The 22797-nt window shown below is 58.5% G+C and carries 22 protein-coding genes; 20 read left to right on the top strand and 2 right to left on the bottom strand.

Annotated features, from left to right (window positions below; genetic code table 11):
* Positions 1-301: 301 nt before the first annotated feature.
* Positions 302-1207 carry a LysR substrate-binding domain-containing protein gene (locus tag HAQ05_RS08455; RefSeq protein ID WP_190419354.1) on the bottom strand — a complete coding sequence of 302 codons (906 nt, stop codon included), beginning with the start codon at positions 1205-1207 and terminating at the stop codon, positions 302-304.
* Between the two features lie 162 nt (positions 1208-1369).
* Between HAQ05_RS08455 and HAQ05_RS08460 the strand changes: the two genes are divergently transcribed.
* The 5 genes from HAQ05_RS08460 to HAQ05_RS08480 are packed head-to-tail and all read left to right on the top strand — an operon-like array spanning position 1370 to position 5592.
* Entirely contained in the window at positions 1370-2272 is a 903-nt protein-coding gene (locus tag HAQ05_RS08460; protein WP_190419356.1) for an amino acid ABC transporter substrate-binding protein, read from the top strand.
* An 8-nt stretch (positions 2273-2280) separates the two neighbouring features.
* On the top strand, positions 2281-3048 hold the full coding sequence (locus tag HAQ05_RS08465; protein ID WP_190419358.1) for an amino acid ABC transporter permease: 768 nt from the start codon (positions 2281-2283) through the stop codon (positions 3046-3048).
* Positions 3045-3731 (top strand): amino acid ABC transporter permease, encoded by a 687-nt coding sequence (locus HAQ05_RS08470; RefSeq protein ID WP_190419360.1) that lies wholly within the window; start codon positions 3045-3047, stop codon positions 3729-3731. The genes HAQ05_RS08465 and HAQ05_RS08470 overlap by 4 nt, the downstream gene beginning before the upstream one ends.
* 38 nt (positions 3732-3769) lie before the next feature.
* Positions 3770-4504: an amino acid ABC transporter ATP-binding protein gene (locus HAQ05_RS08475; RefSeq protein ID WP_190419361.1), complete on the top strand. Its 735-nt coding sequence runs from the start codon at positions 3770-3772 to the stop codon at positions 4502-4504.
* 11 nt (positions 4505-4515) lie between these two features.
* A complete protein-coding gene (locus HAQ05_RS08480; protein ID WP_190419363.1) occupies positions 4516-5592 on the top strand; it encodes a threonine aldolase family protein in 1077 nt (358 codons plus the stop codon).
* A gap of 12 nt (positions 5593-5604) precedes the next feature.
* On the opposite strand, the gene HAQ05_RS08485 is transcribed toward HAQ05_RS08480, so the two are convergent.
* Positions 5605-6519 carry a LysR substrate-binding domain-containing protein gene (locus tag HAQ05_RS08485; RefSeq protein ID WP_190419365.1) on the bottom strand — a complete coding sequence of 305 codons (915 nt, stop codon included), beginning with the start codon at positions 6517-6519 and terminating at the stop codon, positions 5605-5607.
* A gap of 110 nt (positions 6520-6629) precedes the next feature.
* Here HAQ05_RS08485 and HAQ05_RS08490 point away from each other — a divergent pair, with 110 nt between their 5' ends.
* The 15 genes from HAQ05_RS08490 (at position 6630) to HAQ05_RS08560 (ending at position 22782) form a co-directional block, all read left to right on the top strand.
* Positions 6630-7781, top strand: coding sequence for a trans-sulfuration enzyme family protein (locus tag HAQ05_RS08490; protein WP_190419367.1), 1152 nt, complete (start codon positions 6630-6632; stop codon positions 7779-7781).
* 109 nt (positions 7782-7890) lie between these two features.
* A complete protein-coding gene (locus tag HAQ05_RS08495) occupies positions 7891-8715 on the top strand; it encodes a transporter substrate-binding domain-containing protein (protein ID WP_190419369.1) in 825 nt (274 codons plus the stop codon).
* A 4-nt stretch (positions 8716-8719) separates the two neighbouring features.
* Positions 8720-9370, top strand: a complete 651-nt coding sequence (locus HAQ05_RS08500) for an amino acid ABC transporter permease (protein ID WP_190419371.1) — start codon at positions 8720-8722, stop codon at positions 9368-9370.
* Positions 9367-10125, top strand: coding sequence for an amino acid ABC transporter ATP-binding protein (locus HAQ05_RS08505; RefSeq protein WP_190419373.1), 759 nt, complete (start codon positions 9367-9369; stop codon positions 10123-10125). The genes HAQ05_RS08500 and HAQ05_RS08505 overlap by 4 nt, the downstream gene beginning before the upstream one ends.
* A 520-nt stretch (positions 10126-10645) precedes the next feature.
* Positions 10646-11701 carry an NAD(P)-dependent oxidoreductase gene (locus tag HAQ05_RS08510; protein ID WP_190419375.1) on the top strand — a complete coding sequence of 352 codons (1056 nt, stop codon included), beginning with the start codon at positions 10646-10648 and terminating at the stop codon, positions 11699-11701.
* Positions 11702-12228: 527 nt separating this feature from the next.
* Positions 12229-13503 carry an acetamidase/formamidase family protein gene (locus tag HAQ05_RS08515; protein ID WP_194718524.1) on the top strand — a complete coding sequence of 425 codons (1275 nt, stop codon included), beginning with the start codon at positions 12229-12231 and terminating at the stop codon, positions 13501-13503.
* A gap of 108 nt (positions 13504-13611) precedes the next feature.
* Entirely contained in the window at positions 13612-14802 is a 1191-nt protein-coding gene (gene urtA / locus HAQ05_RS08520) for an urea ABC transporter substrate-binding protein (protein ID WP_190419377.1), read from the top strand.
* 69 nt (positions 14803-14871) lie between these two features.
* Positions 14872-15774, top strand: coding sequence for an urea ABC transporter permease subunit UrtB (urtB, locus tag HAQ05_RS08525; RefSeq protein WP_190419378.1), 903 nt, complete (start codon positions 14872-14874; stop codon positions 15772-15774).
* A 2-nt stretch (positions 15775-15776) separates the two neighbouring features.
* Entirely contained in the window at positions 15777-16952 is a 1176-nt protein-coding gene (urtC, locus tag HAQ05_RS08530) for an urea ABC transporter permease subunit UrtC (protein ID WP_190419380.1), read from the top strand.
* Positions 16949-17689 carry an urea ABC transporter ATP-binding protein UrtD gene (gene urtD, locus HAQ05_RS08535; protein ID WP_190419382.1) on the top strand — a complete coding sequence of 247 codons (741 nt, stop codon included), beginning with the start codon at positions 16949-16951 and terminating at the stop codon, positions 17687-17689. Before urtC ends, urtD begins: the two co-directional genes overlap by 4 nt.
* A gap of 1 nt (position 17690) precedes the next feature.
* Entirely contained in the window at positions 17691-18380 is a 690-nt protein-coding gene (gene urtE, locus HAQ05_RS08540; RefSeq protein WP_190419384.1) for an urea ABC transporter ATP-binding subunit UrtE, read from the top strand.
* Positions 18381-18511: 131 nt separating this feature from the next.
* Complete coding sequence (gene nthB / locus HAQ05_RS08545) at positions 18512-19204, top strand: nitrile hydratase subunit beta (RefSeq protein ID WP_190419386.1); 693 nt, start codon at positions 18512-18514, stop codon at positions 19202-19204.
* 36 nt (positions 19205-19240) lie between these two features.
* On the top strand, positions 19241-19885 hold the full coding sequence (gene nthA / locus HAQ05_RS08550) for a nitrile hydratase subunit alpha (RefSeq protein ID WP_190419388.1): 645 nt from the start codon (positions 19241-19243) through the stop codon (positions 19883-19885).
* On the top strand, positions 19878-20237 hold the full coding sequence (locus HAQ05_RS08555) for a nitrile hydratase accessory protein (protein ID WP_190419390.1): 360 nt from the start codon (positions 19878-19880) through the stop codon (positions 20235-20237). Before nthA ends, HAQ05_RS08555 begins: the two co-directional genes overlap by 8 nt.
* A 58-nt stretch (positions 20238-20295) precedes the next feature.
* Positions 20296-22782 (top strand): acetamidase/formamidase family protein, encoded by a 2487-nt coding sequence (locus HAQ05_RS08560; RefSeq protein ID WP_190419392.1) that lies wholly within the window; start codon positions 20296-20298, stop codon positions 22780-22782.
* Positions 22783-22797: the final 15 nt, after the last annotated feature.

Below are 22797 nucleotides of genomic sequence, written 5' to 3' on the forward strand. Positions count from 1 at the left end.
TTCCCATTACCCCCGACTTTAAGCGCTCGCCGTTCGGAATACTTGCGCGAGGCAGCCAACGTTGACTGAGCGCGCCAGCACGCTGAGCGAACGCGAGGCTGCCGGTAGAAACACCCTGGCCGCCCCCTACACCCGGTCGTTTTGACGTTCGTGCCGGCGGCGCTGCCTATGGTGCAGATGAGTAAACCGGCCATGGCGTGCGCGCGCCGCCTATTCGCACAAAGAAAGCCATGCAGCACGCCGGAATTCGCGCCAATAGCAGCTCGAGATCGGTTGTATCACTAAATAGTCAGCCGCCCCGTTACCCACACAGCGGCGACAGCTCTCGCAACATCACTTCACGGGCACATTGCGCAAAACGGCTAACTAACCTTGACTGCGGGTGGTGCGACGGAAACAGAAGGCCAATCACCACCGGAATGCTTTCAGTGAATGGGCGAGATTCGATGCTATTAATGATCGCCTCCTCAAATGCGGCGACCGGGTTTATCAAGCTTACGCCCATACCGGCACCCACCAGCGCGCATATCGACGAACCAAGGCTCGCTTCGGCAACGATGAGCCGGTTGACCCCCGCTTCGGCGAAGATGTGATCGATACGCCCCCGCACTGGGCTTGCGCTGGGGAATGAGACATAGCGTTCGTTGGCGAAATCCTGTGGTGCAATGCGCTCCAAATGTGCGAAGCGATGGCCTTTGGGGAACACGGCCACGCAGTTTGACGTGATCACAGGGTCGACGAAGATGCCGGGTGTCTGATCGTAGAGCATGGCCAGGCCGGTACTGCACATTCCGGAACGGATCCATTCGTTGACGGTGCTTTCGTTGCCGGACTGGATCGTCACCATCACGTCTGGGAACTCCACTTTGAACCGCGCCACCGCCCTTGCCATCAACCCGCCTGCGAGCCGGGGCATCGCCGCGAGCACTAAGCGATCCTTGCCGAAAGAGCGAATCACCGCCGCGGCTGATTCCAAGCTGCTCAGGCCGGCAAAGGTTTTTTCAACCTCCGCATAGAATCGCTCCCCGTCCAATGTCGGCTTGAGTTTGGAGCCATGCCGCTCGAATAACGGGAACTGGGTGAGGCCTTCGAGTTGGCCGATCAGGCGGCTGACTTGCGGTTGGGAGGTGTGTAGCTTGCGCGCCGCAGTCGTCATCGAACCGGTCAACATAATCGCGCGAAATGCTTCGATCTGGCGGAGCTTCATGTGACCTTCGTTCATATCAAACCGGTATCTAGGAATACGTAAGAGGTATTGGGCTTAACGATATTCTTCGCGGATACTTTTGGCCACTACCGATCTCCTGCTCTCGGTCAGTTCGCGACACCAGATGAAGCTGTTCTATGTTTCGATTACCGAGGAAGGAAAATGAAAACGCTATTTGCTGCTGCCGCACTCGCGGCATCGATACTCAGTGCGCATGCGTTCGCCGATGGGCGAATCGACAGAATCCGAGAGTCGGGCGCCATTACCCTGGGCTATCCCGAGAGCTCGGTGCCTTTCGGGTTTCTTGATGCCCAGCAGAAACCCGTGGGTTATACCGTTGAAATCTGCGAAGCCGTTGCCAAGAAAATACAGGCCTCGCTCGGGCTGAAATCGCTACAGGTGCACTACAATCCCACGGCCTCGGCGACGCGTATTCCGTTGTTGGCCAATGGCACGATTGATCTTGAGTGCGGCAATACCACCAATAAAGCTGACCGCCATGCCCTGGTGGCCTTCGCCCCCACGACCTTCGTTGCCCAAGTCGTATTGCTGGCTCGCAAGGATGGCGGTGTAGACGTCAACGACTTGGCCTCGTTTCGTGGCAAGACTATTGCCGCACAAGCAGGCGGCCAGACATTCAAGTTGATTTCGATGCTCAACGCCGAGCACGGCTATGGTATTTCCGTCGCTGCGGCCAAGGACACGGCAGAAACCTTTCTGATGGTATCCAGTGGGCGAGCAGCCGGCTCTGCCAACGATGATGGATTGGCCTACGGTGCTGTTGCGGCGTCCAAGAACCCTGAGGATTTTGTAGTCGGTACCAAGGGCCTGGAGCTCGCACCTTATGGCATCCTGGAACCCAAGGACGACCCTGATTTCAAGAAGCTGGTAGACACCGCCGTGGTCGAGCTGATCAAAGATGGCACCGTTGCCGCACTGTACGACAAGTACTTTACCTCGCCGATTCCGCCCCGCGGCATCAACCTGAATTACCCCATGAGCGACGCACTCAAGAAGGCATTGGCCAACCCTACCGATTCGCCTGACCCTGCGGCTTACGAGTAAGCGCCCCCATGAACTACGACTGGAGCTGGACGGTCTTTGTTGATCTGTCTTCCAATGGCGTTGACACGTACTTATACACCCTACTGATGGGCGTCGGCTGGACGTTGGCCCTTTCACTGTCCGCGGGGGTTATTTCGCTGTTCTTCGGTTCGATCGTGGCCGTTCTGCGAACGGCGCCGTCCGTATGGCTTCATTTCATCGGCACGGTTTACGTAGAGATATTTCGTAATATCCCACTGCTGGTGCAGATGTTTCTGTGGTACTTCGTCCTTCCGGAAGTATTGCCCAAAGACTGGGGTGATGCCTTGAAGCAGATGGGGCAACCTTGGGGGCAGTTCATACCCGCCGTGCTGTGCCTGAGCTTTTACGGCACCGCGCGATTGGCGGAAACGCTGCGTGCCGGCATCCAGTCGTTGCCGCGCGGGCAAGGGCAGGCCGGCACGGCAATGGGCCTGACGCCCCTTCAAGTGTATCGCTACGTGATCATGCCGCAGGCCTATCGGATCGTGATACCGCCGCTGACCTCGGAGTTCATGGGGATCGTCAAATACTCGTCCGTAGCGTTGACCATTGGCCTTTTGGAGCTAACCGGCCAGGCGCGAGCAATGCAGGAGTTCAGTTTTCATATCTTCGAAGCCTTCTCGGCGGCCACGGCCGGTTACCTCGCAATCAATGGTTGTGTGGTTATGGCCATGCATTACCTGGAGCGGCATTTCGCCCTGCCGGGAAGGATTGGCTGGAAGGCGCGGATGAAACTGAGTGGGAGCGCGTCATGAACTTCGATTTCAATGCCGTCATTCAGGCCATCCCCTATCTGTTCGGCACGGGTATGACCTTCACCCTGACGTTGACCCTGGCCGCCGCCAGCATGGGGCTGGTGTTGGGGACACTGCTGGCAGTGATGCGCCTGTCGCCTTATCGGCTGGTGTCCGTACCCGCGGGCATCTATGTAAACACCCTGCGGTCGATTCCGCTGCTATTGGTGATTTTCTGGTTTTATTTTCTGATGCCGTACATAGGTGCCTGGGTAACGGGCGCTTCACGGCCTATAAATATAGGTGCTTATAAGTCAGCGATTATTACATTCACGCTGTTCGAGGCCGCGTATTTTTGCGAAATCATGCGCGCCGGCATTCAGTCTGTATCGCGCGGCCAAATGGCCGCCGGGCTGGCCATCGGCCTGACGTATCGGCAGGCGATGCAGAGCATCATCCTACCACAGGCCGTTCGCAATATGCTGCCGTCATTGGTCACGCGGGTGATTATCCTATTCCAAGATACTTCGCTGGTGTATGTGCTGTCGTTGACAGACTTCCTCGGCGCCGGCGCAAAAATCGGGCAGCGCGATGGCCGCCTGGTCGAGTTGTATCTGTTCGTCGCGCTGGTCTACTGGGTGATCTGCTTCAGCGCCTCGCGGGTCGTTAAATTTCTTGAGCGAAGAACACGTGTCGCGCGCTGAACCATACATAAGTAATGCCAACCCAGCGGATGAAGCAGATGATTGAATTCAATAACGTGAGCAAATGGTACGGCGAGTTTCAAGTGCTGGATAATTGCACCACGCATGTCAGTAAAGGTGAAGTGGTCGTGGTGTGCGGCCCCTCCGGCTCGGGTAAGTCGACCCTGATCAAGACCGTTAATGCATTGGAGCCGTTCGAAAAGGGCACCGTATGGGTGAACGGCATTAGCGTCGGCGATGCAAAAACCGACCTGCCGAAATTGCGTGCGCGGGCGGGCATGGTCTTCCAGCATTTCGAACTGTTCCCGCACCTGTCGGTAACTGAAAACCTCTGCATGGGGCAGATCAAAGTCCTCAAGCGCAACCCCGAAGAGGCCAAGGCCAAAGCGCATGCGCTGCTGGATCGCGTTGGCCTGCTGGCGCACAAAGACAAACACCCCGGCATGCTCTCGGGCGGGCAGCAACAGCGTGTGGCCATCGCCCGTGCCTTGTCGATGGACCCAATGGTGATGCTGTTCGACGAGCCGACTTCGGCGCTCGACCCCGAGATGGTCAATGAGGTGCTCGATGTGATGAGCGACCTGGCCCGTGAAGGCATGACCATGATGGTGGTGACCCATGAAATGGGCTTTGCTCGCCGTGTGGCCGACCGGGTGATTTTCATGGATGGCGGCAAGATTATTGAAGACTGCGCCACCTCTGAGTTTTTCGATAACGCCGACGCGCGTAGCGAGCGCACCCGGCTGTTCCTTTCCAAAATCCTCCAGCATTAACAGGGTTTCTCATGTCTGCTTTGAATGCTCACGACGGTGGGGCCGGCATAACGACGCCGGTCGATTTGCGCAGCGATACGGTCACCCGCCCCACCCAGGAAATGTACGAGGCCATGCGGGCCGCGCCAATCGGTGACGATGGCCTGGACTTCGACCCCTCAGTGCGTGCGCTGGAAGAAGGCGTTGCTGGCCTGTTGGGTAAAGAGCAAGGCTTATTCGTGCCAAGTTGCACCATGGCCAATTTGCTGGCGGTGTTGGCACAGACCGGCCGCAGCGAACAGGTTCTGTTGGAGTCGACCGCGCACATGTTTACCTCCGAGCGTGGCGCAGCCACGTTTACAGGGTTGTTTTATCTCGGCGTCCGTGGGCAGCGCGGTGCGATGAACCTTAACGAGGCCGAAGACGCGCTCAAAGGCGGCACGCACAAATTGCACACCGGGCTACTGGCCATGGAGACCTCACACAACAATGCCGGCGGTACCGTACCTGCGTTGGACCACATGGCGGCGGTGTACCGAATGGCGGAATCGCGCGGGGTGCCCGTGCATCTTGATGGCGCGCGGTTGTTCAATGCGGCGGTGGCCTTGGGCGTGGCTGCCGAGGAAATGGCGGCAAGCGCCGATACGGTTTCGGTGTGTTTGTCCAAAGGGCTGAGCGCCCCTGTCGGGGCCGTGTTGGTTGGCCCCTCGGCTACGCTGGCACGCGCGCGCCGGCTGCGGCGTATGCTGGGTGGCACCCAGCGCCAGGCTGGAATCATGGCGGCGGCGGGGCTGTATGCGGTGCAAAACATGGTAACGCGCCTGAGCGATGACCACCGGCACGCGTTAATGCTCAGCACCCAGATCAACCAGTTGGGCCTTGCGATCAGCGCTTCGCAGCCGCAGACCAATATCGTTCAAGTGGATATTTCCAAAACCGGGCTCGATAGCCTCACGTGGGTCGATAACCTAGAACGCGCGGGCTTGCGGGTGCGCCCTTGGGGGGCCGATCGGCTGCGCTGTGTGACCCATCGGCATATCGACGATGACGATATTCACAGGGCGGTGCAATGCTTCCGAGCCGTATTGAAGACGGGGCCCGATGCGTGACGGACCCTTGGCTTATGGCGAGAGATGCTTGTGTACCGCCTTCAAATCCTTGGCCAATTGAATACGCAACGCCGCGATCAACTTGCGAGCATTCTCGGCCAGTGGCCGCCCCGGCCTGAACAGCAAAAGGCTTCTGAATTTTACATCCAGTTCGAAGGGGCGTATGGCCAACCCGCGGTCGATGAAGTCCACCACCGCCAGCGGGTTGACGAAGCCGATGCCGATACCGCGCAATGCCATCTCGCAGATCGTGTGGGCATAAGCGGTTTCGACACGGATATCGAGCGCGATGCCTTGTGGCTCCAAGGCCATTTCCAGGCGCCGGCGGCTGCTGTCTTCGGGGTTCAACGCGAGGAAGTCATGCTCTGCCAAATCGGCGGCAGTGATGGTTTTACGCGCTGCCAGAGGATGCCCCGGCGGCAGCGCAATAACACCGGGTACATCAAGAAACTCCGAATGCTCCAGCCCCATGACCGGCATCTCATCGGCCATCAGGCCGAAGTCGCAGTGCCCGGCGGATACCTCCTGATGCACCTCACGGGAGCTGAGCACTCGCAGCGATACCCGCACATCACGCTGCTTCAGGCCGAACGCAGCCAATGCCCGAGGCATGAAGGCATTGCCGATCACCGGGTGGGTAGCCACTGCCAGGCTGCCGGTACCGAACTGTTTAAGGCTCTTGATACGGTGCTCGATCGCCTCCATGCCCACGAACAGCTTATCGACGTCGACCATCAGCGCGTGGGCTTCCTGGGTCGGTATCAGGCGGCCGCGTATTCGCTGGAACAGCTCCAGGCCCGCGCTGGTTTCCAGCTTGCGAATCGACTGGCTCACCGCCGGTTGGGAGATACCCAGCACGTTGGCGGCCTTACTGGTGCTACCGGCATTCATCACCACGCGGAACACCTCGATGTCGCGGATACCCATGTCGAACCTATAAGCCTGGCTTATCGAGTTAATAATCCTAAAGCTAGCCGGCGGGTTGGGTCTACACAACAATGGACCTATCTTCTCGAACAGCACCCAGGCAGCCGCTCATGAAAACCAAGGCCCCCGCCGGCAACCCTTATGCAAGCTTGTCCACGCCGGTATGGCGCGGCTCGACCGTGGTATTCGACAACTTCGAAGATTTCGTTGGGCGCAAAAGCCGCCAGCCGGATGGCTATAGCTACGGCATCACCGGCACCCCGACCGCGCGAGGCCTGGAAAAACACATCGCCGCACTGGAAGGCGCCCACCATTGCGTGGTCATGCCCTCGGGCGCATCGGCGTTGATCACCACCGTAATGGCCTTCGTCCGTGGCGGCGACCACCTGCTGATTTCCGAATCCTGCTATGGCTCGCTGAAAACCTTTGGCCGCCTATGGCTGGCGAAAATGGGCGTAGAGGTCGAGTTTTATCCACCGACCATCGATGCTGGCATCGGAGCGCTGATCCGCTCCAATACCAAGATGATCTGCATGGAAGCCCCAGGCACGGTGACGATGGAGATGCAGGACATCGATGCGATCACCGCCATCGCCAAACGCCGTGGTGTATTGACCATGATGGACAATACCTGGGCCAGCCCGCTGTTCTTCAAAGCCATCGAGCACGGCGTGGATTTCGTGGTACAGGCTGCCACCAAGTACTTCGGCGGCCATTCCGACCTGCTGATGGGCAGCGTTAGCCTCAATGACGTCGAACACTACGGCGTACTGCGGGAAACCCAGAGCATCTTCGGCCAGGCCACCAGCCCCGAGGACTGCTTCCTGGTCGACCGCGGCCTGCAAACGTATGAGCTGCGCCTCAAGGAACAAAGCCGTAAGGCCCTGAACGTGGCGCGTTGGCTGGAACAGCAAGCGCTAGTGAGCGAGGTGCTGTTCCCGGCGCTGGAGAGCCACCCCGGGCACCGCATCTGGCGCGAACAGTTCCAGGGCAGCGGCTGCCTGCTGTCGATCATCCTGCAAGCGCCAGCGCAAGAGGCCACCTTCGGTGCGTTCTTCAATGCATTGGAGCACTTCCCCATCGGCGCGAGCTGGGGCGGTACCCATAGCTTGATCGCCTATTACCCGGCTTCGCAGCAAACCTCGCGGCTGTATTCGCCCACCGACCAACCCATCGTCCGTATCTCGATTGGCCTGGAAGACGAAGCACTGCTGATCAGCGACCTGGCCAAAGCCTTGGAAGCGTATGGCCGCGCCCTTTGAGCTATTCGGTAAGCGCTGCGAAAGACCGCGCTGCCCTCCCCTTTTAGCCCTGCCGTTATTCCAGTGAGCCTGCCCCGCAGGCCGCACATCAACTCGAGGATGGATAACAATGAAACCCAACGGCATTCGTACGGCGCTGGCCCTGTTCAGCGTGCTTGGCCTGGCTACCGCCGCCATGGCCCAGGACAGCCTGCAAACCCTGCGCGAGCGCGGCGTGATCCACATCGCCAATACCCAGTCGAGCCCGCCTTGGAGTTACCTGGGCAACGACAACCAGCCCGCCGGCTACGATGTCGCGATGGCCAAGGAAGTTGCCAAGCGCATCGGCGTGGCAAACGTTGAGTTCATCGCCGATAACTTCAAGAACTTTGTCGAGGGGCTAAAGGCCGGGAAATACGACCTGGTGATGAACGATCTGACCCCGACGCCGGAACGCGAGAAGCAGGTGGACTTCGCCAGCGCCTACGGTGTGGAAGAATTCTTTATTTTCGTGCGCGAAGACAACGGCAGCGTTAAGAGCATCAAGGACATGCCCGGTCACTCTATCGGCGTGACCTCAGGCACCAGTAACGAGTTCTGGGCCCGCAAGCACATGGCCAACTCGGATATCCGCACCTACGAAAACGGCGGCCTGGTGTTCAACGACCTGGGTATCGGCCGCGTCGACGCCGTGCTTTCTTCACTGTTCGGCGGGGAGAAATACAAGAACGTGCAGAACCTGCCCATCAAGGCCGTCGGCGAGCCGTTAACCTACCAGTTGTCTGCGCCGGCAATGGCCAAAGGGCAGGACGCGCTGCGTGAGGCGGTAAGCAAGGCCGTCGACGACATGATCAACGACGGCACCGTGGACGCCCTGGCCAAGCAGTGGATCGGCCCCGACTACCCAATGACCAAGGGTATCGCCGCCGCGAAGGCTGAGCTGGCCGAGGAGTAACGCCATGTGGGAGTTGTTCCTGCGCGCCCTGCCCCTGTTGCAACAGGCCATCGTGGTCACGCTGGGGTTGGGTATCAGTGCGTTCATTCTCGGTAGCGCCCTGGGCATGCTGATCGCGCTGCTGCGAAATTCGAAAGCACGGGCACTAAAGGCCATCGCCTTTGCCTACGTCTCGATCTTTCGCGGTACCCCGCTGTTGGTGCAGATCCTGCTGATCTACTTCGGCCTGCCGCACTATGGCATCGTGCTGGCACCAATCCCGTCGGCATTGCTGGCCCTGACGCTGTTTTCCGCTGCCTACCTGAGCGAGATCTTCCGCGCCGGGATCAACTCGGTGGACCCCGGTCAGTGGGAAGCCGCGCAGTCGATGAGCATGGGCTACTGGACCTGCCTACGGCGGATCATCCTGCCGCAGGCCCTACGCATCGCCCTGCCGCCCATGGGTAGCCGGCTGATTGCGCTGGTCAAGGACACCTCGCTCGCCTCGACCATCACCGTAATGGAAATGACCCGGGTGGCCGAGCAGGTCGGCGCCGCCACCTTCCGCTACCTGGAAATGTTCCTGATGATCGGCGCCATCTACTGGGCGATCAACCAGGTCTTGACCATTCTACAAACCTGGCTTGAGGGCCGCTGGACGAGGCACATGCGATGAACACCCCCCAAGTGCGCGTGACCGGGCTGAGCAAACGCTTCGGTGAGCTGGCTGTGCTCAAGCAAGTAAACCTGGCGGTGAATGCAGGCGAGGTGGTGGTCATTCTCGGGCCTTCGGGCTCCGGTAAAACGACCCTGCTGCGCTCGCTGAACCTGCTCGAGCAGCCCGACAGTGGCGTGCTGGAAGTTTGCGGCCAGCGCGTGGAGATCCCCGCCAACGGTCGCTTCGACCGCGCTGGCCGAAAGCAGGTGGCGCTGCTGCGGCAGAAGACCGCCATGGTGTTCCAGGCGTTCAACCTGTTCCCGCACATGACCGCGCTGGAGAACGTCATCGAGGGCCTGGTGAGCGTGAAGAAAGTGCCCAAGGCGGCAGCCATCGAGCGCGGCCAGCAATTGCTGGCCCGTGTTGGCTTGGCAGAAAAAGCCAATGCCTACCCCGCCAAGCTCTCCGGCGGGCAAAAGCAACGGGTAGCGATTGCCCGCGGCCTGGCCATGGACCCCGATGTCATTTTCTTCGACGAACCCACCTCCGCGCTCGACCCAGAGCTGCGCGACGAGGTGCTGGGGGTGATGCGTGAGGTGGCCAACACCGGCATGACCATGCTGGTGGTGACCCACGAGCTGCGCTTCGCCCGTGAGGCCGCCGACCGGGTCGTCTTCATGGAACATGGGGTGGTGGTGAAGGACTGCCCCGCCGCCGATTTTTTTGGTGACAACAGCGGTGAGCGCATCCAGCAGTTCTTGCGGCGCTACTGATTCCGCAGCGTGACCGGGGGCGTGGTTTGTGTTGCGCACGCCCCTCTCTTTTGCCGCCCAATGGGCGGTTTTTTTCTGCTGCGCTGCGGTAGGCGTTTGGCTTGAGCTGCCCTAGGCCGTCGGCACTGCAGCGCGACGCCTAGCGAGCCTGCACATTGAAGTCATCCAAGGCAAGCGGTTCGTCTATAAAGCCATCATCAGCACCGCGCCGAAAAGCCCCTGTAAAATCAATGAGATGGCGCCTATCAACTGCGACCTAGCCTCAAGGCAGAAGTGTACCAAGGAAAGAAACCTGCGAATCTACCGCTTGTTCCTGATCTATGCCAAAACAAATCCGGACATCATTAAGTCTTCATCGCTGAACGACTTCTACAGTGGCTTCCTAGCAACTGCTTATAATGATACAAGCCTGGTGAGCCCTGGTTCGGCCCTTCGCTTTAACTGGTAATTAACCCGCCGGGATCATCCGCTCCCTGATACTGGCCGGCTCCGGCAGCCTTTTCAGAAGAGGACGATGCTGATGACCTTTTGTACCTTGATATTGGATGCGCCTGGCCCACCACTGCTCTTTGAAGAAATAGACCGTTTTCTAGAATACGACCTGGCGATAACGCTCAACCTTCACTACCTCGCTGACCACGACAGCATCCTCGGGCGCTACGGCGACCGCCTGCGTTATGCCAACATCAACTGCCACGATAAACAGGCATTGATTGCCGCCATCCAAGACGCCGGTGGCTACAGCGTATTGAAGACTCGATTGAATATCCCGCTCGATGCCGAGCTGGTTCGGGCCGCGGCGTCTTCCGCACTCTCCAGCCCTTTGCGCGCCATCGCACAGGCCGGAGTTGGGCTCAACCATATTGATCTGCAGGCGGCCGCGCGATGGGGCGTCGCCGTGCTCAATACGCCGGGCGCCAACGCCACAGCCGTCGCCGAATACGTTTTGGCACAAACTCTGTTTTTGTCCCGAGACCTCGACCAGTACAACGCTCAAACCCACAAAGGCCATTGGTCAAAAGGCAACCTGGCCCCCGCTGCGCAAATCGCCGAGTTGACGCTGGGGTTGGTGGGCACCGGCGGTATTGCCCAAACCGTCGCGCGCAAAGCCCAGGCGCTGGGCATGAGCGTGATCGCCACCGGGTCTGAGCGTTTTACCGAACAGCGCGCCTGCGATCTCGGCCTGCACAGGCGGGCAACCCTGGACCAACTACTAGGCGAGGCTGACGTGGTGTCCATTCACACCCCGCTCACCCCACTGACCCGCGGTTTGTTCGGCAGCGCTGCCTTTGCCCAAATGCGGCCTGGCTCGATCCTGATCAACACTGCCCGTGGCGGCATTGTCGACGAAGACCAGTTGGCAACTTTCATGACCCGGTTTCCCGGGCATCTCAAAGCCGTTGCCATCGACACCTTCGCCCAGGAAAAAGACCGGTTCAACTCACCGCTGGTGGGCATCGCTAACGCGGTACTAACGCCCCATATCGCCGGCAATACCCGCGCGGCGATCAGCCAGGCATCCCGGCAAATCATCGACAAGATCCGAGTTCTCAGCACGGGCAGTACGGACCATTGAACGATATCAAGACTCGTCCGATATCGCCTGATAGGGCGGTACCCCTTCAAACCGCGAACCTGTGGCCACATCAACTTGGCAGGCTCGATAGCCCCGTCGCGAACACCTTCGCAACCTCCTAAGGCACGTTGTACCCCACGCCGGGCAATACCTGCCTTCGATAAGGCCCCGTAAAATGGCTGGCATTGGGGTCTGCTGTAGCAGGTGGGTCAACCGCGTCATCAGCGCCTTGCAGGGCCACTGTCGGCACTGCGATGTTGGGCTGGGCTGCCAGTCGGGATTCGATGCAGAATGACCTAGCGTCATTGGTCTTCGCTGGCCTCGGGGGTGCGACTATGCGATCTCCAGCCAGGAAGTGGACGTGGGCTCAGTTACACCACTTCCCAGAACACGATCCGTTACACAGCGTGCACAAGGATTTGTGCGCCCCGTGACAACAGCCTTGCCGAGCGCTTCCCCCACAATTGACGTGTGCCGTGTAACCACGCGCGGCGGTAAGACAATTGCGCTGTTGCCTGGGAGAGTTCATGTCCATCAACCATCACTTGCCTGTCTCAGCTCTCACCGTGCATTGGGGGTATTTCAGCAAGCTCCTAAAACCGGTGCTTAGCGTCAAATCCGGAGATATCGTCACGATCGAAACGCTCACCCACCATGCGGGTGATGATTTTGATCGCATGATCAAAGGCGATGAGGCGGCCGAATCCATCTACAAATGGGATTGCGACCACCAGCACATAGCACGCCGCGGGGCGGGCCCCACCGAAGGCAACCTCATGCGGGGCATCGGTGAAGGCCATGGGGTGCATATTCTGACTGGACCCATTTATGTTGAAGGCGCCGCGCCTGGCGATGTGTTGGAGGTGCGCATCCTTGATGTCTACCCGCGACCGAGCGGTAACCCGGAATACGACGGCAACGCTTACGGGTCCAACGTCGCCGCTGCCTGGGGCTTTCACTACCACGACTTGATCGAGGCGCCGAAACCCCGCGAGGTGGTGACCGTTTACGAGTTCGGCGGTACCGGGAATAGCAACTGGGCCAAGGCCGTTTACAACTACATCTGGACTCCGCAGACCGACCCCTCAGGTGTCTATCACCCGACTTACAATTATCCTGGCGTCGTCGTCGACCCTTCAACGGTAAATAAAAATTTCGGCATCCTTGAGGGCATCAAAGTCCCTGCTCGGCTGCACTTCGGGGCCATGGGCGTGGCACCCAAAGAAGTCGATTTCGCAAGCTCGACGCCGCCCAGCTACACCGGCGGTAACGTCGATGACTGGCGCGTCGGTAAAGGCGCGCGCATGTATTACCCAGTAGCCGTTCCAGGCGCGATGTTTTCCGTCGGTGATCCACATGCCGCGCAAGGGGACTCGGAGCTGTGCGGCACGGCTATCGAAGCCTCACTCACTGGCGTTTTCCAACTGGTGCTGCACAAGGCGAACACGCTGGCGGGCACCGCCTTGCAAGCCCTCGACTACCCGCTGCTGGAAACCGATGAAGAGTGGGTGGTGCACGGTTTCAGCTTCCCCAACTACTTAGCGCAACTTGGCGAAAATGCAGATCAAAAAGTTTCCGAGAAAGCCACGATCGATCTCGCCATGCGCGACGCCTTCCGAAAAATGCGCCGCTTTCTGATGCAAACCCGGATGTTGACCGAGGACGAGGCGATTTCTCTGCTCTCAGTCGCCGTGGATTTCGGCATCACTCAAGTCGTAGACGGAAATTGGGGCGTGCACGCGACCTTGAAAAAAGCGTTGTTCGCAGAACACCGCAATGGGGCGAAAACCCAAATCATCTAACCCAACGACCCCGGGGGCAACGGCCTGGCGCTGAGGCCCTGGGCCCGATGCTGAGGGTGGCGCTATATCTGACCCATCTTTCTTATCGGCATTTATGTGGAGGGCGACATGACCAAAACCAGACGCGACTTTATAAAGACTTCACTCGCTGTCGCAGTGGCGAGCGCGATGCCTGCCGGCCTGCTGTCCAGCACCAGCTTCGCCGCGGCCAGCGACCCGGTGAAAGTCGGAATACTGCACTCGCTTACAGGCAGTATCGCCATCGCTGAAGTGGGCGTCGCCGACGCTGAAAAATTGGCAATTGAGGAAATCAATGCCGCCGGAGGGGTATTGGGGCGCCAGATCGAAGTCGTCCAGGAAGATGGCGCCAGCGATAACCCAGTGTTTGCCGAGAAGGCGCAAAAGCTTTTGGTCAGTGACAAAGTCGCGGCGGTGTTCGGCTGCTACACCTCGGCATCGCGCAAAGCGGTGCTGCCCGTATTCGAACGGTACAAAGGGCTCTTGTATTACCCGACTCATGACGAAGGCCTCGAGTTCTCGAATAACATCATGTACACCGGCGCCGACGCGGTACAGTCGGCCATCCCCGCGATCCAGTGGCTCGCCGAAAACAAAGGCAAGACATTTTTCCTCATCGGCTCGGACTTCATCTACCCACGCACGACCAACCGGATTGCTCGGCCAACCATCGCCAAGCTGGGCGGCACCGTGGTCGGCGAAGATTATTTCCCACTTGGCAGCACCGAGTTTTCCTCGGTGATCAACAAGATCAAAGCAGCCAAACCCGACGCTATCCTCTCGACGATCGTCGGAGACTCCAATGTCTCCTTTTACAAGCAACTGAATTCGGCGGGCATCACCGGCGACAACCAAGCGATTCTCGCGCTGGCGGTGAGTGAGGAAGAAGCCATTGGCATCGGCCGCGAAAACCTCGTGGGTGTGCATTCCTGCATGGGCTACTTCCAAAGCATCGACTCGCCAGAGAATCAAAAATTCGTGGCCGCCTTCAAGGCCAGATACGGCGCAGACCGGGTGCTCGGTGACACCATGGCGGCAGCGTATGCCTCAGTATTTCTATGGAAGCTTGCTGTCGAGAAAGCCGGTTCATTCGATGTACCTCAGGTTGTCGCTGCTTCCTCCAACCTTGAGTACACAGCGCCTGAAGGCCAGGTGCGTCTGCACGCGTCTAATCATCGGCTCTGGAAGCACGCACGTATTGGCAAGTTCAAACCCGATGGCCAGATCGACATTCTGTTTGAATCCCCGCTGATCGAGCCAAATCCATTCCCCAAACTATGACCTGGTACCTGTCTTTGATGAATAGCGTCGGGGCATCCGGCCTTGCGCGCGCCTTCGGAGAGCCATGAGATGAGCGTAGATATGCTTCTGTCTCAAATATTCAACGGCCTTTCGCTGTTCACGATCTTGGCACTGATGGCGATCGGTCTTGCCATCGTTTTCGGGTTGATGGGGGTCATTAACATGGCCCACGGCGAACTCATGGCTATGGGCGCATACATGACGTATCTCACCTCGGTCATATTCTCTCGATGGCTTCCCGGCGTGATGGGGGCGAGTTTTCTGGTGGGTATTGTCGTGGCCTTCCTCACGACAGCAGCGTTCGGCCTGCTGCTAGAAACCGTCATGATCAGGCACCTTTACAAACGCCCCTTGGATACGCTGCTTGCCACCTGGGGCGTGTCTTTAATCCTGCAACAAGTGTTTCGCCAGGTTTTTGGCCCTATCAACGTCAGCGTGCCCACCGCCAGTTGGTTGCAGGGCGCATGGAGCCCCATGCCTGGTCTCGATCTGCCACTGGCGCGTGTGTTCATCATTGCCCTGACCCTCGCGGTCGCGCTCGGTGTGTACCTCTTTCTGTTCAAGAGCCGTTGGGGTCTTCGCATTCGCTCGGTGATGCAGAACCGGGCAATGGCCGGCGCCGCGGGGATAAACACCGCACGCGTCGACGCCGTGACGTTTGCGGTCGGCTGTGGCCTGGCAGGCGTGGCGGGAAGTGCATTGACGATGATCGCCTCCACCGGGCCCGCGACGGGCCAGCAATACATTGTCGATGCCTTTATCGTCGTTGTGTTCGGTGGCGTGGAAAGTCTCATCGGCACTTTCGTTTCGGCATTCATGATCGGCCAGATGCAGTCCCTGTTCGAAATGCCATTCAGTGGTTCGATGGCCAAGGCCGCGATTCTACTTTTAGTCATCGTGGCGCTGTATTTCCGGCCCAGCGGGTTGTTCTCGATCAAGGTCAGGAGATGACGATGAAAGGTTCAAAACTGCCCATTGCCTGTGATGCCGATAACAGGCTGGAAGTCGTGCTTCCTGACAATGTACATCCGACATCCATTAGCCGAACTGTACGCCTTGGAACCGAGCGGCTGCGCCGCCTATATCCCATCGTTATTTTGGCCATCGTGCTGTTGCTGGTCATCCCGGCGGCGCTGGAGCCCTTTCGCCTGGGGCTGGTGGGCAAATATCTGTGTTTCGCTTTCTGCGCTGTCGGGTTGGTGCTGGCCTGGGGCTACGGGGGAATATTGAGCCTGGGCCAAGGGATTTTCTTTGGCCTGGGCAGTTACATCATGGCGATGTACATGAAACTGGAGGCCACCTCTGCCGATCCGGCAGCGGCGGTATTTGGCGCCGGAGGCCCGCCAGTTCCCGACTTCATGACCTGGAACAGCGTCGACACCCTGCCCTGGTGGTGGGCGCCCTTCGAGCACGTATGGTTCGCGCTGCCCGCCATTGTACTGCTACCGTCCGCCGCAGCCTTCGCGCTGGCTTACGCGATCTTCAGGAAGCGCATCGGCGGGATCTATTTCTCTATCGTCACCATGGCGCTGGCCTCCATTTTCGTGTTGGTCATCATCGGCCAACAAGGTTATACCGGCGGCACCAACGGCATCACCAACCTGCCGACGTTTCTCGGCTACAGCGTACAAAGCGACCAGGCGGTTTACACGCTCTATTACGTCAGCGCCGGCCTGCTGATCCTCACCATTCTGGCGGGCACATTCGTATTAAAAAGCCGCTTGGGCAAGGTACTGATCGCCATTCGCGACCAAGAAGACCGCGTACGTTTTTCGGGGTATGACCCGGCGATGTTCAAAGCCGTGATATTTGCCATCGCCGCCGCTTTTTCGGCAGTGGGCGGAGCATTGTTCACGTTACAACTGGGCTTCGCTTCGCCCTCGATCAGCGGCATCGCGCCTTCGATTGAAATGGTGATCTACACCGCCGTTGGCGGGCGGCTATCGCTGATCGGTTCGGTCTATGGCGCCCTGTTGATCGGCGGTGCGAAAAGCCTGTTTTCCGAACAGTTCACCAATGGCTGGATGTATTTCATGGGGGCCCTGTTCATTGTCATTCCGATGTTTTTACGGACAGGCCTGGCTGGCTTGGTCAGCCTGGTGAGCCATAAAAAGGTGCGAGCATCATGAGCCAGAGAATGATTCTGGGGGTGGAAGACCTCAGCGTCTCGTTCGACGGATTCAAAGCCATTGATGCTTTGAATTTTTACGTCGAGGAGAAAGAAATCCATGTTGTCATCGGCCCCAACGGCGCGGGTAAGACGACATTGCTGGACATGATCTGCGGCAAGACCAAACCCTCGGCGGGCAGTATCCGCTTCAAAGGCCTGAACCTGGAACGGATGCTGGAATACCAGATCACCCGCGCCGGGGTGGGTCGAAAGTTCCAAAACCCCACAGTGTATGAGGACCTCACGGTTGCTGAGAACCTTGAAATTTCGTACCCACACAAACGCAATCCCCTCGGCTGTCTGTTCTTCCGCCGCGACGCTGTGGTACTCGAAGAGATGCGGCGAATCGCCGACCTGGTTTTCCTGACCGACGAAATGAATCGCAAGGCGGGCCAGCTCTCTCATGGCCAGAAGCAGTGGCTGGAGATCGGCATGCTGCTGATGCAAGACCCTCAGTTGCTGTTGCTGGATGAACCGGTCGCGGGCATGAGCGCGCGCGAACGCGAGCGAACCGGCGAGTTGCTCAAGCGAATTGCCGAAGGCAGATCGATGGTGATCATCGAGCACGATATGGAGTTCGTGAAGTCAGTGGCGCATAAGGTCACGGTGTTGCACCAGGGCAAAAAACTGGCGGAGGGGTCGATGGACCGGGTCCAAAACGATCCACGGGTCATTGAAGTGTATTTGGGGAGCTGAAATGTTTGCCGTCGAAAACCTCAACGTTTATTACGGCGAAAGCCACATTCTGCATAATCTGCAGCTCACGCTCGGTGCTCACGAAACGCTGGCGATTATGGGGCGTAACGGCATGGGCAAGTCTACGTTGCTCAAGGCGCTGATCGCGATGATCCCAGCGAAAACCGGCAGCATCCAACTGGACGGGCGCGAACTGGCACCGTTGAAGAGCTACGCGCGCGTGGCAGCTGGCCTGGGCTATGTACCGCAGGGGCGGATGATTTTCCCTTACCTTACCGTGCTCGAAAATATCCTCTCTGGCATGGATAGTGCTACCAACTCCGTGGTTCCCGAATACATTTACGAAACATTTCCTGTGCTGTGGGACATGCGCGCAAGGCGAGGAGGCAACCTATCCGGTGGCCAGCAGCAGCAACTGGCTATTGCCAGGGCCTTGGTCTCCGAGCCGCGGGTGTTGATTCTCGACGAGCCCACCGAGGGCATTCAGCCGTCCATTATCAAGGAGATCGCCCGCAGCTTGAACACGCTGAAAAAGGAGCGAAATTTTTCGCTGATCGTTTCCGAGCAGGTCCTGTCATTCACGTTGGACATAGCAGACCGGTTCTTGATCATCGAAAAAGGCCGATTTGTGCATGAGGCGGTTCGGGAATATGTCGACGCCGATAAAATGATGGGGTACCTGACAATCTGATGACGAGGTGCCGCATTACAGGTTTTTGTGCGCACTGCGACAACTGGCTGTGCATCGCCGTGCCCGATACTCACGCAGGGTTGCAGGGCAAAAGCGAGCCCTATTCTGAAGCACGACCGGAGGTAACTGACATGAACAGTATCCATGACGTCGGAGGGCTTCATGGCATGGGGCGAATCGTTATCGAAGCTGACGAGCCCCCCTTTCATGAACCCTGGGAGGGGCGCATGCACGGGATAGCGGTAAGCTGCCAGATCTCGGGCGTCAATTTCACCGCAGAGCAGCGCTCGACCATCGAGCAAATGGGTTATATCGCCTATCTCAGCACCTCTTACTATGAGAAGTGGCTGTACGCCTACGAAACGCTTTTGGCTGATAAAGGCATCATCTCGAAGGCCGACATTGACCGTCGTGTAGCGGAGCAGGCGCAAGCGCTGATGCCTGCTCATCCGCAGGAGCCGCCGAGGCTAAGCGAATACGGGCAAAAACTGAAGGCGGTTCTCTACCAGGGCACGCCACATGACCGCCCACTTGCTCGCCAGCCGAAATTCAAAGTCGGCGATTTAGTCCACACGCTCAACCGCAACGCGTTGCGCCACTCGCGGCTGCCGCGTTTTGCCCGAGACAAAGACGGCGTCATCGAGGCCTACCATGGCGCACATTGCCACCCAGAGCCCCATGCTGCCGGGATCGGCGACGTACCCGAGCACCTTTATTGCGTCCGCTTCGATGGCGAAACATTGTGGGGACCCGACGCGGAGGCAGGTGCTTCGTGCGTGTATGTGGACCTGTTCGAAGATTACCTGGCGGCACGCGCAACGTAATAAAACTCTTCACCGGCAATATCGAGGTGCCTTTACATGGCAGAACGTCCGCACGACCACGACCACGACCACGATGATCACCCATGGACCCCGCCCAGCGATATCGAAGCCCGAGTGCGCGCGCTTGAATCACTGCTCGTCGAAAAGGGCCTGACCACCCACGATGCCATCGACACGCTGATTAGCGCATTCGAAAACGATCTAGGCCCCATGCATGGCGCAAGGGTGGTGGCGAAGGCCTGGTCGGACCCCGCGTATCGCCAACGCCTGGAGGCCGACGGCACCAATGCGATCGCGGAACTGGGCTATCGCGGTTTACAGACCGAGCATGTGAAAGCGCTCTTCAACAGCGCAACCGATCATCACATGTGGGTATGCACCTTATGCTCCTGTTATCCATGGACACTGCTGGGGATCCCCCCGGTATGGTTCAAATCAGCGCCTTACCGCTCTCGCGTCGTCAGCCATCCCAGAGAAGTACTGGCCGACTTCGGCGTGACGCTTGACCCCACGGTAAAGGTCCACGTTTGGGACACTAGCGCGGAGCAGCGTTACATCGTCATCCCCGAACGCCCAGACGGCACCCAAGGCTTCACCGAAGAGCAACTCGCGGCGCTGGTCACCCGAGATTCCATGATTGGCACCGGCTTTGTGAAACGCCCAGGAGCGACCGATGAGTAACGATTCGAGAGCAACTATCCCAACGATGGACGGCGTGGTGGCCTACCCACGCAAGAATGGCGAACCGGTGTTCGACGCGCCATGGCAAAGCCGGGCATTCGGCATGGTCGTCAACTTGCACACCCAGGGCGCGTATCCGTGGGACGAATTCAAGCAGCGCTTGATTCAGCACGTAGCGCAAGGTGACCGTGCGGCAGCCTGCGCGGCAGCGCCTGCAGCCAACCCCGGTTATTACGATCAATGGGTCGCTGCGTTTTGCGACCTGCTGATCGATAAGCATCTGATCAGCCCAGACGAAATGGACCAGCGCGTAAACGACTTCAAAACTGGCGTGCGCCAGCAGGTGTATTGATGAAGTGACCTTATTGACGCCGTTGGCTGGGATCTTCTCCTCCTAAGGGGCATGCGCCATGCTTGACGATATTCGCCGTTTCGCCACCGATGATTTTCCGGAAAAGCTGCGAGAAAAGGCATGGTCGGAAGTGCTGCAAAAGGTGCTTATGACCTCGCAGGCAGGACCTTCTCACCACCGGTTGCCTCTGGAGGGCTACGTTTCTTCCAGAAGGTCATCGCTGGACTCCGTTTTCGTGCGCGTGCAGTCTTCACCGCACACGCTTATGCCGCACCCAGAGAATGCTCGGCGCTACGGTAGCGCGTTGATCGTGGTCGCGATCCTGGAAGGCGCAGGTTGTGTCGCCGATGAAGCGGAAACGGTAAGCCTGCATGCGGGCGAGATCATTCTTCTGGACCCTACTCGCCAGTGGCGAATGGACATGCATACAGATTACCGGGCTGTATTCGTAAAGCTCGAAGCGGCAAGTTTCGTATTACGGCTGGTGCGTACCAGCGGCCAAGACCTTAATAAGATTTCCGCCGCCACCGGGGTCGGTGCAGTGTGCGTCAACCTTGTTCGGTCGATAGCAGACCAACTTGACCAGCTCGACACCCACGAGTTGTTGCCAATGGAAGCCACGCTGACCGAACTGTTGATAACTTGCCTTTCTCACGTTGATGATGCGGCAGCGGCCGACACGACCTCCGTCCAACTTGGGCACCTTCGGCGTGTATGCCGCACGATTGAAGCCAAATTGGTAGATGCAGAATTCACCATTGAAGACATTGGCCGACTGGACTCGCTGTCGACGCGCTACATTCAAAAGCTGTTCAAGGTCGGCGGCACCACGTTTGGCGAATACGTGAAAATGCGCCGCCTAGAACGCTGCCGTATCGACCTTTCCAATCCGTCGCTTGCGCATTTCTCCATCTCGGAACTGTGCTTTCGATGGGGTTTCGGCGACGCCGCCAATTTCAGCAGAGCATTCACCGCCAGGTTCGGCATCTCACCCAAGCAGTACCGCGCCGGGCCGCCAAAAGAACTCGCACCACTGGTTCAACGCGGGCGCCCGGCGGTCGACCCTGCCTCGGTAAGGCCTCGTATTGCCTCGCAAACAGCACTCGCAGCGAGGGTAGACGGCAACGAAGCCCATTTGCGCCAGCACCATTTTGAGAATGTGCTCGGTGATCATGCCCGTTATGCTCTCGCCCTGGCACTGGCCCCCAAGCGTGCGGCGGCGACCGCCGCCAGTGAAACCACCCACGCGACACAGCAGGCCATAGGTACGGGGAAACCACCGCCGAATCACTATTACGTACCTGCCTCGGATAAGACAGTGCACTGGGGATATTTCAGCCGCGCCATCAAACCGATCCTCTCGGTGCGCTCAGGCGATATTCTGACGATAGAAACCCTGACTCAACACGCCACCGATGACCGCGAGCGGATGATCGAAGGCGACCCTGGCGCAGAAAGTGTCTTTCACTGGACTGCCGAGCAGAAAAACGTCGATCGTCGGGGTGCCGGGCCCATCGATGCATCCATTTATGGCCGCGGGGCAGGAGAAGGTTTTGGCGTGCATATCTGCACAGGGCCGGTTTTCGTACAGGGCGCCGAGCCTGGGGACATTTTGGAGATCAGGATTTTGGACATCCAACTACGGCCCAGTTGCAGCACTGAACATTACGGCCGGAGTTATGGAAGCAATGCTGCAGCGTGGTGGGGGTTTCACTATCACGACTTGATCACCGAGCCGCGCAAACGCGAAGTAGTGACTATTTATGAAATAGATCGCTCCACTACAACCCCGTGCGCCAAAGCAGTTTACAGCTTTAAGTGGACGCCGCAAACCGATCCGTTTGGCGTACTTCATCCCACCATTGATTACCCCGGCATACCGGTAGACCCTGCAACCATTGAACGTAAATATGGCGTATTGAAAAATGCAAGGGTGCCTGTCAGGCCCCACTTCGGCGTGCTAGCCGTGGCACCGCGAGAAACAGGCAACGTGGACTCCGTTCCGCCAGGTTACTTCGGCGGCAATCTCGACAATTGGCGCGCGGGCAAAGGGTCGACGTTGTTCCTGCCGGTGTCGGTCGACGGTGCGTTGTTTTCAGTGGGCGACCCTCACGCCTCCCAAGGAGACTCAGAGTTGTGCGGCACGGCAATCGAGTGCTCGTTGACCGGCACTTTTCAGTTGGTTCTGCACAAGAAGCAGGCGCTGGTCACAAGCTTCTTCGCCAATCTGAACTATCCGTTTCTGGAAACAGCGACTGAATGGGTCATCCAGGGGCTCAGTTTTCCGAATCACTTTGCCGAGTTGGGCCCCCAAGCACAGTCGCAGATTTATGGAAAATCCAGCCTTGATGCGGCCATGCGTGACGCCTTTCACAAAACCCGGGTGTATCTGATGGAGGCGCACACATTAGACGAAGATGAAGCGATTTCACTGATCTCGGTCGCCGTTGACTTTGGCGTAACCCAAGTGGTGAACGGCAACTGGGGCGTACATGCGGTCATCAGGAAAGCGATTTTTCCCAACTATTTGCCGACACAGCCATGAGGGTGCCACTTTGTA

The organism is Pseudomonas typographi, from assembly GCF_014694385.1.
Classification (GTDB): Bacteria; Pseudomonadota; Gammaproteobacteria; order Pseudomonadales; family Pseudomonadaceae; genus Aquipseudomonas; species Aquipseudomonas typographi.

Bases quoted from the DNA above. Each gene is read 5' to 3' on its own strand.
- HAQ05_RS08455 (WP_190419354.1), bottom strand. From the start codon at position 1,207: ATGAAGCTCCGCCAGATCGAAGCATTTCGCGCGATTATGTTGACCGGT.
- HAQ05_RS08460 (WP_190419356.1), top strand. From the start codon at position 1,370: ATGAAAACGCTATTTGCTGCTGCCGCACTCGCGGCATCGATACTCAGT.
- HAQ05_RS08465 (WP_190419358.1), top strand. From the start codon at position 2,281: ATGAACTACGACTGGAGCTGGACGGTCTTTGTTGATCTGTCTTCCAAT.
- HAQ05_RS08470 (WP_190419360.1), top strand. From the start codon at position 3,045: ATGAACTTCGATTTCAATGCCGTCATTCAGGCCATCCCCTATCTGTTC.
- HAQ05_RS08475 (WP_190419361.1), top strand. From the start codon at position 3,770: ATGATTGAATTCAATAACGTGAGCAAATGGTACGGCGAGTTTCAAGTG.
- HAQ05_RS08480 (WP_190419363.1), top strand. From the start codon at position 4,516: ATGTCTGCTTTGAATGCTCACGACGGTGGGGCCGGCATAACGACGCCG.
- HAQ05_RS08485 (WP_190419365.1), bottom strand. From the start codon at position 6,519: ATGGGTATCCGCGACATCGAGGTGTTCCGCGTGGTGATGAATGCCGGT.
- HAQ05_RS08490 (WP_190419367.1), top strand. From the start codon at position 6,630: ATGAAAACCAAGGCCCCCGCCGGCAACCCTTATGCAAGCTTGTCCACG.
- HAQ05_RS08495 (WP_190419369.1), top strand. From the start codon at position 7,891: ATGAAACCCAACGGCATTCGTACGGCGCTGGCCCTGTTCAGCGTGCTT.
- HAQ05_RS08500 (WP_190419371.1), top strand. From the start codon at position 8,720: ATGTGGGAGTTGTTCCTGCGCGCCCTGCCCCTGTTGCAACAGGCCATC.
- HAQ05_RS08505 (WP_190419373.1), top strand. From the start codon at position 9,367: ATGAACACCCCCCAAGTGCGCGTGACCGGGCTGAGCAAACGCTTCGGT.
- HAQ05_RS08510 (WP_190419375.1), top strand. From the start codon at position 10,646: ATGACCTTTTGTACCTTGATATTGGATGCGCCTGGCCCACCACTGCTC.
- HAQ05_RS08515 (WP_194718524.1), top strand. From the start codon at position 12,229: ATGTCCATCAACCATCACTTGCCTGTCTCAGCTCTCACCGTGCATTGG.
- urtA (WP_190419377.1), top strand. From the start codon at position 13,612: ATGACCAAAACCAGACGCGACTTTATAAAGACTTCACTCGCTGTCGCA.
- urtB (WP_190419378.1), top strand. From the start codon at position 14,872: ATGAGCGTAGATATGCTTCTGTCTCAAATATTCAACGGCCTTTCGCTG.
- urtC (WP_190419380.1), top strand. From the start codon at position 15,777: ATGAAAGGTTCAAAACTGCCCATTGCCTGTGATGCCGATAACAGGCTG.
- urtD (WP_190419382.1), top strand. From the start codon at position 16,949: ATGAGCCAGAGAATGATTCTGGGGGTGGAAGACCTCAGCGTCTCGTTC.
- urtE (WP_190419384.1), top strand. From the start codon at position 17,691: ATGTTTGCCGTCGAAAACCTCAACGTTTATTACGGCGAAAGCCACATT.
- nthB (WP_190419386.1), top strand. From the start codon at position 18,512: ATGAACAGTATCCATGACGTCGGAGGGCTTCATGGCATGGGGCGAATC.
- nthA (WP_190419388.1), top strand. From the start codon at position 19,241: ATGGCAGAACGTCCGCACGACCACGACCACGACCACGATGATCACCCA.
- HAQ05_RS08555 (WP_190419390.1), top strand. From the start codon at position 19,878: ATGAGTAACGATTCGAGAGCAACTATCCCAACGATGGACGGCGTGGTG.
- HAQ05_RS08560 (WP_190419392.1), top strand. From the start codon at position 20,296: ATGCTTGACGATATTCGCCGTTTCGCCACCGATGATTTTCCGGAAAAG.